The organism is Chryseobacterium sp. 2P, from assembly GCF_059579425.1.
This window is the reverse complement of sequence record NZ_CM184194.1, coordinates 1,913,578-1,926,180: the sequence shown is the minus strand read 5'-3', so window position 1 is coordinate 1,926,180 and position 12,603 is coordinate 1,913,578. Positions and strand designations below refer to the sequence as shown.

Here is a 12,603-nt window from a genome sequence, read left to right as displayed (position 1 = left end):
AGCACATTGCGCCAATACAAACTAAAAACACCTAAGAAGTTATCTTCCCCTCCCCGCTCTTTACCTTATCCACATGCAGCGCAGCTTGGCGAGCATTCTTTTGATGATATATTCATCGGCTTTTTGCTGTCCTTCGAAGATTAATTTGCCATCTTCGCAGATCTCAGAAATATATTTGTATAAGCCGTCGTACAGCTCTTTTTGAGTGCCGATGATTCCTGCTACCTTTTTCATTAACTGCGTCTGCTCATCGGCTTTTGCGGCAATAGCCAATTGAAAATCCTGCAAATCCTGAGGTATCGTACTTTTCATTCCCTTATCCTGTAAAACCGTAAGATGGGCATCGACCAATGAAATAAGGTCTGTAAGCTTACTGCCGACTCCTTCGAAATTACGCTTCTTAATATCCGTCAGAATCTGTGTGGTGAGGTTAGTGGGAATCCCTGCTCTTTCAATGCGTATCCGTAGACTTTTAAGAGGTTTCTTCAGGTCTTCTCCTAAAAGATAAAGTGCCTGCGTTGCCTGTTTCTGCTGTACCAAAGCCGTATTACTGGCTTCTTTCTGCTCTACTTCTGTAATTTTCGACTGAAAAGCATCTTTATATGCCTGTGTATAATTATGATCTTCCTCTGCAAAAAGCAAAAGATCCCTGCTGAAACTAGCCATAAGATCTTTGGCCAGTGGAAGATATTCTTCCTGTTTAATATACATGGTTACTTGTTTTTAATTTAATACTAATATAATAATTTTTATTATCAATTCAATATATAGTTAAACATTTTTTTAAAAAATTATATTTTTAAAATTTTTTTTAACACCTTTATAAATAATTTAAAACCAATCATTAACAGTCTATACATAAGATAAAATCTATTACTCATCATAAGCAAATAAAAAATATTTATTGGTGAAATTTTGTCCTTCTTGGGATTAAAAAACCTTTGGTTCGCAGGATAATGAATATTGCATACCGTACAAAACGACTGCGCACCAATATTAACAGCTTTTTTCGCCCGGCAAAATGCTGTTTTCTGTAGGACGAATTTCTTTTATCTGTTGGCTGAAATCAATTTTCATAAGAGTCAATTACTTTTTACACCAGAGAAATTCCTGTTTTCTGTAGAGAAAATACCTTTTAACCCTAAGGTGAAACTTTAATCCGCTTATTATTCCAGTTCAATGGGGTTATATGGAAGAGGTGCAGATTTTACAGCGATCTGGCTTCCATCCTCATTGTAAGCCTTCCCATGGAAAAAACCGGGATTATCACAGTACGTTTGAAGGGCTTTTCTAAACTGCTCTCGGGTTACATGAAGAATTCTTTTTTCGGTTCTTAAATAGATTTTATCTGCTTTTTTATCCATTCCAACTGCAGTAAAATGAAAATTCTCTTTACTATCCTCTATTTCTAAAATCAAGCCGGGAAGATTCTGAAAAATATAGGGTCCGTTATTAATAGGAATTTCTTTACAATACCATGCTGTATACTTTCTTCCCCGATACTTTGCCGTGGCTTTGTTACATACATAGCCTAGAATCTCCCTTGTCTCGTTTTCAAGTTTCCAGTCAGGAGACGGCTGTTCTTCTTCATATTGGTACATGATATTTGCTTTATCCTGCACTGTAATTTTATTTTCCGGAAAATTTTTTATTAAAACACTTTTCCATTTTTCTGCTAAATTAAGAGACTGATTTAATTCTTTAGCTCCTATTTTCTCCAAATGACTGTATTTCTCCATTAAAGAATCTTTACGCAATACATTAAAATCTGAAAATTTAGAATATTTCTTTCCTATCTGCAGAACGCAGGTTGTTTCCAGATTTTTCTTTTTGGTATCTTTAACAAATTCTGTTTTATAGTAAACATTCTGATAACTGCTGTCAATAACCATTGCTTCATAAGAATCAGGTTTCATAGAAAAATTTCCGCTCACAGAAATCTGAGCATAGGAGAAAAAACTTAAGAATAAGAACAATAACCGTAATAAATTACGGCTATCATAATTCTTTTCATTTGTAATTAGCATTTTGCATCATTAAAATATTCTACAGCTTCTTGTAATTCTGCCCAATTCTTATAATTGTCTGTACATAAAGAATAGGTAGCTCCGCAAAAAGCAGTAATACCAACCCATTGGCTGCAAGCCTTTCCACCTATTACTGTTTTAAGGTCATCTCGAGATAATTTTTTTAGTTTTTTCATTATTTTCATGTGTATGTTCACTGCTAATTTAACAATATAAATCACATTAAAAAGAAAAATTTTATTATGTTAAATTATTTTGAGATAGATACTTATACACATTTAAAAATACTATCATACAAAACAATCACCTTAACTTTTCTGGAGTTTACAACAGATTAAAAACACAATTAATACCAAAGAAATAAAGAAACAATCACTTCTCATACCTGCTTTTTAAATTTTATTTTCACTTATTGATTATCAATCCCTCTTAATCCTTTCTCAAATGTTAATTATTTTTTAAATTTGCACCCTATGATGAAACCTGTTGGAAAATTAATTGTTATCGGAGGTGCTGTAAACAAAGGAAGTTTTGCAGAAACCGATTTTGATCAAAACGTAGAAAAAAACCTGAATTTCTTTGAGAGAGGAATTCTTCGAAAGATTATCAATGAATCGAAGTTAAAAGAGAATTCCGTGATTGAGATTATCACAACTGCCTCTCAGATTCCGCAAATTGTAGGTTCCGAATATAAAAAAGCCTTCGAATTTCTAGGCGCTAAAAATGTAAACATCCTTGACATTCATAACCGTGAGGAAGCAAATTCTGATGCGATTGTTGCCAGAGCCAATGCAGCAGATGTAGTGATGTTTACGGGTGGAGATCAATTGAGACTGACTTCAATTCTTGGCGGAACAAGGTTTCACGATACCATTTTACTGAAATATCAGGAACAGGATTTCATTTACTCAGGAACTTCTGCCGGAGCCGCAGCAGCATCGGAGAATATGATTTATCAGGGAAGCAGTTCCGAAGCTTTGCTGAAAGGAGAAATTAAAACCACGCAGGGTTTGGGACTGATCGATAACGTGATTATCGATACACACTTCGTACAGAGAGGAAGAATCGGAAGACTTTTTCAGGCGGTAGTAAACAATCCGAGAACTCTGGGAATCGGTCTGGGAGAAGATACCGGATTGTTCATCCACAATGATGTGATGACGGCGGTAGGTTCCGGACTGGTGATTCTGGTGGACGGAAGGTTTATTAAAGACACTAATCTTACGAATATTAATCTTGGAGAGCCTATTTCTATTGATAATTTAACGGTTCATGTAATGTCGATGAACGATCATTATGATCTTACGACAAAAACTCTGACGATAGAAAATTCTCAGTTTAATCCGATCCCGCAAGACCGTTAAATACGATCTGTAGAGTATGTTCAGACATAAAGGCAGAACAAGGACATATTATCATAATTTGCATATAGCATGTTTATTGTCTTTTGTTGCCGGAATTGTAAATGTTGCCGGTTACCTGTCTGTACAGACTCTTACAACTAATATAACAGGTCATTTTGCTTATTTTATTGATGAGATATTCAGTCTTAGATTCTGGAAGGGAACAGTTTACTTTCTGTACATACTTTTTTTCTTTTTCGGATCTTTTGTCTCGAATTTCATAACAGAATTTGCATCAAGAAAAAACAGTAAATATCTGTATATAATTCCCACTCTTATTGAATGCTGCCTTTTACTGGCAGCCGGTATCTGGGGAAATTACTTTATAGTATACAACTCTGTTCTTCTGTCTTTTATTCTGCTGTTTGCCATGGGTTTACAAAATTCAATGGTAACCACTATTTCCAATGCAACAGTAAGAACAACCCATTTAACCGGATTATTTACAGATCTGGGTATTGAACTTTCACAGCTTTTCTTTTATAAAAAAGCGGATGATAAAAGAAAGAAACTTTTGTCTTCAATAAAACTCAGGATTTCCATCATCAGTTTTTTCTTTCTGGGAGGTATTACCGGAGGAACACTTTATGGATCATTGAGTTTAAAAATATTAATTTTAGCTGCCCTAACATTGATTTCAGGAATATTGTATGATTTTATCAAAATTGGGTATATTGTCTACAGAAAACAACATTAAAAATGAAAATAATCATCCACGGCGGATTTTTCTCGGAAAGCGACCAAAGCCACGAAGTGAAAACAGCCAAACAAAATTCATTAAAAAATATTGCTCAGAAAGCATTTGAATATTTAAAATCCAACTCAGCATTTGATACCGTTGCCTACGCTGTTTCTTTACTGGAAGATGATGAGCTGTACAATGCAGGAATCGGTTCGCAGATCCAGAGTGATGGTGTGATCAGGATGAGTGCTGCGATTATGGATGGAGAAACCCAGAAACTAAGCGGTGTTATCAATATTCAGGATGTGAAGAATCCCGTTTTTGTGGCGAAAGAGCTGATGAAGGAAGACGACAGGGTTTTGGGAGGAAGCGGCGCTAAAAATTACGCAACAGAACATGGTTTCGAGAATTTTTCAACTGAAATTCCGCAAAGAAGAAAAGAATATGAAGCAAAACTGGAAAATGGCGGAAAAGGAACGGTAGGCTGCGTCGCAATTGATAAGGACGGAAAATTAGCAGTTGCCACTTCTACCGGAGGAAAAGGTTTTGAAATCCCGGGAAGAATATCAGACTCGGCAACAGTTGCCGGAAATTATGCCAATTCTTTCTGCGCGGTAAGCTGTACCGGAGTGGGTGAAGACATTGTGAGCAATGCCACCGCAACGAAAATTGTAACCCGAGTTACCGATGGTATGACGATAGAAGAAGCGTTTACAAAAACTTTCGACGAGTTAAAAACCATTGATGGCTTTGCGGGTGCTATTGCCATTGATAAAAATGGAAATATATACCATCAGGACTCTTATCCCACTATGGTTTTCGCAAGTTTTGACCGAGAAAATTTTGAAGTTTTCAATTAAATTTAACATTATTTTATAAGTCTGTTTATTTTTTTGGCACACATTTTACATGATTACTAACATCAAACTTTAATATTAACTAAAAAAAATAGAAATCATGGGAAATAAGACAAAAGGCTTATTAGCGTTATTAGGATTAGGAGCAATTGCATACTGGAAATACAAAAATTCTTCTGAAGAAGATAAGCAGATGGTGAAAGATAAGATCAACACCGCAAAAGACAACCTAAACAAATGGGGAAATGATCTTAAAGATAAAGCCAATAATGTTGCTTCGCAGGTAAAAGACAAAGCAAACGACGTAGCTTCTCAGGCTCAGGATAAAGCGGAAGATCTTAAAAATAAAGCTCAGGAAGCGGTAAGCTAGACCATAAATAGTTTATTTTAACATTCATATATACAGGAAAGTCATCGTAGTTTTTATTACGATGACTTTTTTTGTGCTTCAATCGCGAAAACCAAAGGAATTTTATTTCCGAACTGAGGGATTCTCCATTTTCCTTTTTCAAATTCTTCAACATGCCTGAAACATGGATACGGCGACCAGTCGAATTCCTGAAATCTTTTAATCTGAAGATCCTGTTCAATTAAATTCTGAAGAACTTCCGCCAGAGAATGGTTCCACATCACATAATCCTGAACGATGTCCGCAGACTGATCTGCATACGTTCCTTCATAGGTTTCCACAATCGGCTTTTCGTTGAAATAATTGTATTGTATGCCTTTAAAATCATCATCATACATCCAGACTACAGGGTGAAATTCTGCCATGATGAATTTTCCTTCCGGTTTCAGAAAGTGGTTAATCACTTTTGCCCATTCTCCCAAATCGGGAAGCCAGCCGATTGTTCCGTAGCTTGTAAAAACAATATCGAATTTCTGATCGAGAACATCGGGAAGACTGTACAGATCTGTACAGAGAAATTCTGTATCGGTTCCTGCTTTCTGAGCCAGATCTTTTGCTGCTGCAATGGCTTTATCCGACAGATCAATTCCTGTAACTTTCGCGCCCATTCTCGACAGCGACACAGAATCCTGTCCGAAATGACACTGGAGATGAAGAATGGTTTTTCCTTCAATATTTCCTAAAAGTTCCAATTCGATGGAATTCAGGGAAGTTCTTCCTTTCAGAAACTCGTCTACAAAATAAAAATCTGATTTGAGATGCGGTTCTACTTTCGCATTCCACGAATTTTTGTTTATTTCAAGATAATTTTCCATTGGTTTTAATTTTTAGATAAAAGTTTAAACAAGTCTTCTTAAAAAGATTGCTTTCATCATAGTTTTTCTAATAGTTTTTTCTTCTGTAAGGTAAATTCTTCCTCCGTTAAAATGCCGTTTTCTCTTAATTTTCCTAATTTTTCGAGCTGCTCAAGAACGCTTTCAGAAATTACATCCTGTTCTGCAGAGGATGTTTCCGAAACGTCTTCCCTGTTGTATATTTTACTGATGAACTGGTAAAAATCTTCAGCATAATCTTTATTAAAAAACGACTCAAACTCAAACATTTTATCTTTTGTATGAATTCTGATGTTCGGCGATACAAAGTTTTTGACGAAGCTTACTTCAAGAATATCCTCATTAAGAAATTCATTCACTTTTGCAGGTGAAAACATCGCTTTGGAAACTGAAATCATTCTTTTTGGAGTCGTAAGCAGAATTCCGGCATCCGTAGTTTTTGCAAACTGTGCATCGGTAATCGCTAGAATCACTTCGTCAGGATCAAGAATATAAGGAAGTTCCTTAATTTCTCCCTTTGTAAACATAGAAAGACTGGCTCTTAAACCTTCCATCTGATTTTTTATTTCTTTCAGTCGTCTTTTATAAAGATCTTTTGACAGCACCCTTCGCTCTGAATCTGCAACAGCAGGTACATTTTCAGAAATATTTTCCTGAACGGTTTCATGCTGAACAATTTCTCCGTTTTGGAGCAGGCTTTCAATGTCTTTTAAGCTGAAACGGTGCAGATCCGAAAGCAATTCTTCATTCAGCACACTCGCTTTTTCAAGGCATGAATTACAGATAATATTTCCGTCAGAAAGCTTATTTTCACCCAACATCATATCGATTGAAGTGAGTTCTTTTCCACACAATCCGCAATGATTATTCATTATAATATCTTATTATATTTAACCTGTTTTAATTTTTGATTTAGCTAAAAAAGAAAAACAGGGATTAAAGCCGGTCTAATAATTTTTTCTTCTGTTCCGCAAATTCCTGATCCGTCAGAACACCCATTTCCCTAAGTTTGCCGAGCTTTTCCAGCTGTTCAAAAATAACTTCCGGAGCTTCTTTCTGTACACCAGAATTCTGCTGTACCGGATTTGAATCCTCAGGCTTTTGAAACGGATTCTCAGCAACCGGCATATTGTAGAGATTAAAAGACGAAGACTGAATTTGTTGTTGTTGTTGTTGTTGTTGTTGTTGTTGTTGTTGTTGTTGTTGTTGTTGAACAGGCTGATTCACATTCCCATGCAGATATTGATTAACTGCGTTGCAGAAGTTGTTCCCGTCACTTTTGTTATGAAGCTTAAACTCTGCTGTGGAACCGTTTTTAGAGAAAATTTTTAACGTTGAATATAAAAGACTTTCCACATGCTCAACAGAACGTATATGTTCGAAGAGATATTCATCTTTCTGCACATTTCCAAAAAGCTTTTTATCTATGAAAACAACTCTTTTCTGCGTAGAAAACAAAAGTCCTTCCACCTTCGAAGGCATGGTAAGACCTTCTGCAATCGCGGTTAACCTTTCATTATTTTCTAAAATATGAACGAGCTCTTTTACTTCGCTGTTTACAAAAATGCTCAGCCTCGCATTCAGGGCAACAATCTGATCCTGAATATCATCAAGTCTGGTCACTGTTCCGCCAAATCCAAAAGAAGGAGTTTGGGAACGCTGTACATTTGAAGTCTGTGAAGAAGCCGGATTTTCAACTTCGCCGATTTTCCCCTGCAAAATAATTCCCCTGATCTCGGGCAGGAAAAACTGCTGCAGATTATTAACAATATCCTTATTGATACCGGAAGCTTCATTCAGGCATTTGTTACAGAGAATATGATTGTCTGCCAGTTTGTTTTCGCCCAAAAGCGTATCCATAGCCGTTAAAGGAGTTCCGCACAATCCACAAATATTGTTCATTGGGTTTTATGTTTAATAGTTTTAAAAATCACAAAACAATTTTATGATTTTCTAAAATACAAATTTGTAATTAAATCGTACCAACTGAAAATAAAAAAGCATCAGGATTAATGATGCTTTTTTATTTCTTATTTATTCTATCCCAAAAACTCTTCTAGAGAAAGCGTTTTCTGCTCCCCTGCTTCAAGATCTTTATAGGTTACCGTTCCGTTTTTAATTTCTTCTTCGCCTAAGAATACCAGATTTTTAATCCCTTTTTTCTCAGCATATGTAAACTGTTTGCCAATCTTTGCCGCTTCAGGATACATTTCTGCGGAAACTCCTTTTTCTCGCAGTTGTCGGATTAATTTTAAAGCTGCTACCGTTTCATTTCCACCGAAATTAGCAAAAAGATACTCTGTTTTAGAGGTCGCTCCTTCAGGGAAAAGACCAAGTTCTTCCATCACAAGATAAATTCTGTCTAATCCGAAAGAAATCCCGATTCCCGGAATATTTTTTACGCCAAAAACTTCCGTAAGATTATCATATCTTCCGCCGCCGCCGATGGAACCCATCTGAACTTCATCTGCTTTTACTTCGAAAATCGCTCCGGTGTAATAATCCAGACCTCTTGCTAACGTAATGTCAAACACAAGATTCTGAATGTCCACACCGAGATTTAAAGATTGTGTAATCACAAATTCAAGCTCTTCTACCCCTTTTAGTCCTGTTTCATTCCCTGCAAATTTTTCTTTTAGCTGAAGAAGATTTTCCAGCGCATCATCCGACTGGTTGAAAAGGAAATCCAGTTTATTAATTGATTCCTGTGCAATTCCTCTTTCCAGCAATTCTTTTACAACACCGTCTTTCCCGATTTTGTCTAATTTATCCAAAGCTACCGTGAAATCTATTAATTTGTCGGTAATTCCTGCAAACTCAGCCAATCCTGAAAGAATTTTACGGTTATTGATGTGGATGGTTACAGAAACTCCAAGTTCCGCGAAAGATTTCAAATACAACTGAACCAGATCTACTTCCTGCAAAAGACTTTCGCTTCCTACCACATCCGCATCGCACTGGTAAAACTCTCTGAATCTTCCTTTAGCGGGTCTATCTGCTCTCCAAACAGGTTGAATCTGATATCTTTTAAAAGGAAAAGTAAGTTGACCATGATTCATGGCAACATATCTTGCAAAAGGCACGGTAAGATCATATCGTAATGCTTTTTCAGAAATCTTTTTCGTTAAAGCCTGATGATTCTCAATAGTTAGTTCTTCTTGAGGAATTTTATCTAAATAATTTCCTGAATTTAAAATTTTAAAAATCAGGCGGTCTCCTTCTTCTCCGTACTTTCCCGTTAATGTTGAAAGATTTTCAAAACTTGGAGTTTCTAAAGGCTGAAATCCAAAAAGTTCGAAATTTTTCTGTAAAGTATTGATAATATATCTTCTTCTTGAGACCTCTAATGCTGAAAAATCTCTTGTCCCTCTTGCTAAACTTGGTTTCATTTTATGATAAATAAATGATATTAATATGTATAAGCTGCAAAAATAAGGAATTGAAAGGACTTTTACTACACATAAACCTGTTTAAGCTTTATCTGCAGATATTACTAAACCTCACAGGTTTTTAAAACCTGTGAGGTTTGAAAAGACTTAAAAATACATGAAGCTCATATGCTTTCTAATATTTCCAAAATCTCTTCGCCGTAATTTTCTATTTTATGCTTTCCAAAACCTTTGATATCTCGTAACTCTTCTTTTTTAGCCGGTTTATATTTCGCTACAGACATCAGTTCTTTGTTTGAAGCAATAAAATAGCTTGGCAGATTTTGTTCTTTTGCTTTCTCGGAGCGCCAGTATTTCAAAGCTTCCAGTATTTTTAATTCATCATTATTTAAGGCTTCATCTTCTGCGGAGTATTTTACTGTTTTAGAATCTTTTACAACGCTTTGCTGAACGATTTTCAATTCTTCAAAATACAGCACAACCGACCAGTATTTTTCGTCCTGAACGAAAGCGGTTTCAACTTTTATAATATCGTGCGATTCCAGAAAAGCTTCAAGTGTTTTTTGATCTTTTTCAAGTTGTCTGTCGTCCAGTCCGATTTTAAAAACTTTTATTTTCATGGTTTGTAATTTTTAGATTATTTTCCTCCCAACAAAAGAATTTCATCTACACGAATTTCCGTAATGTATCTTTTTACACCGTCTTTATCGTCATACGATCTGTAAGTAAGTTTTCCTTCCACAGCGATTTCTTTTCCTTTCGGAACGTATTTTTGAAATATTTCAGCGGTTTTTCCGAAAGCGACCAGATTGTGCCATTGTGTTTCTTCTACTTTTTCACCTTTTGCATTGGTGTAATGATCTGATGTTGCAAGAGAAACGACAGCTTTTACATTTCCGTTATCGAAGCTGATGATTTCTACTTCTTTTCCTGTAAATCCGATTAGGGTAACTTTGTTTCTTAGTGACATAACTTTATTTTTAAATTTAACGTTCAGATAAGAGACGTTCATGTTTTTCTCAAATCTCTGTGGCAAAGGTTGCTGAATTTAAGAACCGGAGTCGGTAGAAAACTATTTAAATTCGTTTGTAGTCGTTTGCAAACGGATAATTTCGTATCTTTGAAATCCTATGAAGAAGACAATAAAAAGAACGTTCCGCGTTTCTAAATATGTGATTTACAGAGAAACTCTGGTAGACTATAAAGAGCATTTCTGGTCGTTTCTGGGAGCGTTTTTCGGAATCGGAATAATTGCTTTCATCCAGTCGCACACTTTGTCGGCAACAGAAAATATCTTTTTAATCGGTTCTTTCGGAGCTTCAAGCGTTTTAATTTACGGAGCCATTCAAAGTCCTCTTGCACAGCCCAGAAATTTAATCGGAGGACACGTTCTGTCGGCTTTGGTAGGCGTTACCGTTTATAAAATTGTTCCGGACATCATCTGGCTTTCTGCACCTCTGGCTGTTGCTTTTTCCATCGTTTTAATGCAGTACACAAAAACGCTTCATCCCCCAGGCGGAGCCACTGCGCTTATTGCGGTAAGTTCTACAGGAAAAATTCCGGAACTGGGATATTGGTATGTTCTTTCTCCTGTTCTTTCAGGATGTATTATTTTATTGATTATTGCTTTAATTTTCAATAATATTACCTCAAACAGAAGTTATCCGAATCATAATCGGTTTACATATTTACTGAAGAAAAAACACAAACATCCACACAAAATGAAAAAGCTATGAATTGTCTCGAATGCGGCGAAAAAATTATCGGCAGATCCGACAAAAAATTCTGTAATGATGCCTGCCGAAATGCCTACAACAATAAACAGAACAAGGATTCCAGCAATCTGATGCGGAACATCAATAACAGGCTTCGCAAAAATTACAGAATTCTGACGGAAGTGAATACCGAAGGAAAAACAAAAATTGCCAAATCCAAGCTCGATGGCTTAGGTTTTGATTTCGATTATTTCACAAATCTGAAAGTTTATAAAAACGGCTCCGAATATAAATTTATTTACGATTACGGCTATAAACTTTTAGAAGATGATTTTGTTCTGATCGTAAAAAATCAGGCTTAGAAACAACAAAGATTTTTAAACATGAAAGAAATTGTTCTTATCACGGGCGCAAACGGACTGGTTGCCAAAGAATTGTCTAAAAAACTTGAGAAAGATTATACGGTACGTTTTCTTACGCGAAAAAAACAGAACAGCAACGATTTTGAATGGGATATTAAAAAAGGAACGATCGACGAAAAAGTTTTTGAGAATGTTTCCCATATCATTCATCTTGCGGGAGCGAATATTTCGGAAAAAAGATGGACCGATGAAAGAAAAAAAGAACTGATTTCAAGCCGTGTCGATTCTGCAGGTTTGCTTTTAAAAACTCTGCAAAAAAATAATATCAGATTAAAATCTTTCATTTCCGCTTCCGGAATTAATTATTACGGAACAAAAACAACGGAGAAAATTTTTACTGAAAATGATGGTCCGGGAAATGATTTTTTAAGTGAAGTTGTGATTCTCTGGGAGAAAGCTGCGGATGATTTCAAGGAACAAAATGTTGCAGAAAGAGTGGTTAAAGTACGTACTGCAGTGGTGCTTTCTAAAAAAGACGGGGCTTTAAAAAAGATGCTTCCGCCTGTAAAAATGGGCATCGGTTCGCCTATCGGAACAGGAAAACAATACATGCCTTGGATTCATATCAATGATATTTGTTCGATTTACGAATTTGCTTTAAAAAATTCTGAACTGGATGGTGCATTTAATGCGAATTCCCCGCAACATACGACGAATGAAAATCTGACAAAAAATATGGCGGAAGTTCTTCACAAACCTTTATTTATGCCCAATGTTCCCGCTTTTGTTCTGAAACTGATGTTCGGAGAGTTGTCGGAGGCCTTGCTGGAAGGTTCGAGAGCTTCATCCGAAAAAATTCAGAAAGCAGGTTTCCAGTTTGAATTTCCTGAATTAAAGCGGGCTCTGGAAGATTTATTGAAATAAAA

The 12,603-nt window shown here is 36.0% G+C and carries 16 protein-coding genes; 7 read left to right on the top strand and 9 right to left on the bottom strand.

Going from position 1 to position 12,603, the window contains the following annotated elements:
- Nucleotides 1–60 precede the first annotated feature (60 nt).
- The 3 genes from AC52CF_RS08785 to AC52CF_RS08775 form a co-directional block, all read right to left on the bottom strand.
- Nucleotides 61–711, bottom strand: coding sequence for a hypothetical protein (locus AC52CF_RS08785; RefSeq protein ID WP_214589931.1), 651 nt, complete (start codon nt 709–711; stop codon nt 61–63).
- A 455-nt stretch (nt 712–1,166) separates the two neighbouring features.
- Nucleotides 1,167–2,027: a GLPGLI family protein gene (locus AC52CF_RS08780; protein ID WP_214589932.1), complete on the bottom strand. Its 861-nt coding sequence runs from the start codon at nt 2,025–2,027 to the stop codon at nt 1,167–1,169.
- On the bottom strand, nt 2,021–2,203 hold the full coding sequence (locus tag AC52CF_RS08775) for a bacteriocin-like protein (protein ID WP_214589933.1): 183 nt from the start codon (nt 2,201–2,203) through the stop codon (nt 2,021–2,023). Before AC52CF_RS08775 ends, AC52CF_RS08780 begins: the two co-directional genes overlap by 7 nt.
- A 300-nt stretch (nt 2,204–2,503) precedes the next feature.
- Between AC52CF_RS08775 and AC52CF_RS08770 the strand changes: the two genes are divergently transcribed.
- The 4 genes from AC52CF_RS08770 to AC52CF_RS08755 all read left to right on the top strand — a co-directional run bounded on the left by AC52CF_RS08770 (nt 2,504) and on the right by AC52CF_RS08755 (nt 5,339).
- On the top strand, nt 2,504–3,391 hold the full coding sequence (locus tag AC52CF_RS08770; RefSeq protein ID WP_214591096.1) for a cyanophycinase: 888 nt from the start codon (nt 2,504–2,506) through the stop codon (nt 3,389–3,391).
- A gap of 16 nt (nt 3,392–3,407) precedes the next feature.
- A complete protein-coding gene (locus AC52CF_RS08765) occupies nt 3,408–4,127 on the top strand; it encodes a YoaK family protein (protein ID WP_214589934.1) in 720 nt (239 codons plus the stop codon).
- 2 nt (nt 4,128–4,129) lie between these two features.
- The gene (locus tag AC52CF_RS08760) at nt 4,130–4,972 is read left to right on the top strand and encodes an isoaspartyl peptidase/L-asparaginase (protein WP_496518074.1); all 843 of its coding nucleotides are present in this window, start codon (nt 4,130–4,132) and stop codon (nt 4,970–4,972) included.
- A gap of 97 nt (nt 4,973–5,069) precedes the next feature.
- Nucleotides 5,070–5,339 (top strand): YtxH domain-containing protein, encoded by a 270-nt coding sequence (locus AC52CF_RS08755; RefSeq protein ID WP_214589936.1) that lies wholly within the window; start codon nt 5,070–5,072, stop codon nt 5,337–5,339.
- A gap of 56 nt (nt 5,340–5,395) precedes the next feature.
- On the opposite strand, the gene AC52CF_RS08750 is transcribed toward AC52CF_RS08755, so the two are convergent.
- The 6 genes from AC52CF_RS08750 to AC52CF_RS08725 all read right to left on the bottom strand — a co-directional run bounded on the left by AC52CF_RS08750 (nt 5,396) and on the right by AC52CF_RS08725 (nt 10,570).
- Nucleotides 5,396–6,193: a class I SAM-dependent methyltransferase gene (locus AC52CF_RS08750; protein WP_290265292.1), complete on the bottom strand. Its 798-nt coding sequence runs from the start codon at nt 6,191–6,193 to the stop codon at nt 5,396–5,398.
- Nucleotides 6,194–6,249: 56 nt separating this feature from the next.
- Nucleotides 6,250–7,083, bottom strand: coding sequence for a PH domain-containing protein (locus AC52CF_RS08745; RefSeq protein WP_496518073.1), 834 nt, complete (start codon nt 7,081–7,083; stop codon nt 6,250–6,252).
- A 64-nt stretch (nt 7,084–7,147) separates the two neighbouring features.
- Nucleotides 7,148–8,113, bottom strand: coding sequence for a PH domain-containing protein (locus AC52CF_RS08740; RefSeq protein ID WP_496518072.1), 966 nt, complete (start codon nt 8,111–8,113; stop codon nt 7,148–7,150).
- A gap of 137 nt (nt 8,114–8,250) precedes the next feature.
- The gene (gene hisS, locus AC52CF_RS08735) at nt 8,251–9,600 is read right to left on the bottom strand and encodes a histidine--tRNA ligase (protein WP_496518071.1); all 1,350 of its coding nucleotides are present in this window, start codon (nt 9,598–9,600) and stop codon (nt 8,251–8,253) included.
- 164 nt (nt 9,601–9,764) lie between these two features.
- A complete protein-coding gene (locus tag AC52CF_RS08730; RefSeq protein ID WP_336688805.1) occupies nt 9,765–10,220 on the bottom strand; it encodes an HRDC domain-containing protein in 456 nt (151 codons plus the stop codon).
- 17 nt (nt 10,221–10,237) lie between these two features.
- Nucleotides 10,238–10,570, bottom strand: a complete 333-nt coding sequence (locus tag AC52CF_RS08725) for a single-stranded DNA-binding protein (RefSeq protein ID WP_485395502.1) — start codon at nt 10,568–10,570, stop codon at nt 10,238–10,240.
- 160 nt (nt 10,571–10,730) lie between these two features.
- Here AC52CF_RS08725 and AC52CF_RS08720 point away from each other — a divergent pair, with 160 nt between their 5' ends.
- Genes AC52CF_RS08720 through AC52CF_RS08710 form a run of 3 tightly spaced genes read left to right on the top strand, consistent with a single transcriptional unit; the run spans nt 10,731 to nt 12,601 of the window.
- Complete coding sequence (locus AC52CF_RS08720; RefSeq protein ID WP_235130559.1) at nt 10,731–11,336, top strand: HPP family protein; 606 nt, start codon at nt 10,731–10,733, stop codon at nt 11,334–11,336.
- Nucleotides 11,333–11,677 carry a hypothetical protein gene (locus tag AC52CF_RS08715; RefSeq protein ID WP_214589944.1) on the top strand — a complete coding sequence of 115 codons (345 nt, stop codon included), beginning with the start codon at nt 11,333–11,335 and terminating at the stop codon, nt 11,675–11,677. The genes AC52CF_RS08720 and AC52CF_RS08715 overlap by 4 nt, the downstream gene beginning before the upstream one ends.
- A gap of 21 nt (nt 11,678–11,698) precedes the next feature.
- A complete protein-coding gene (locus tag AC52CF_RS08710; RefSeq protein WP_496518070.1) occupies nt 11,699–12,601 on the top strand; it encodes a TIGR01777 family oxidoreductase in 903 nt (300 codons plus the stop codon).
- Nucleotides 12,602–12,603: the final 2 nt, after the last annotated feature.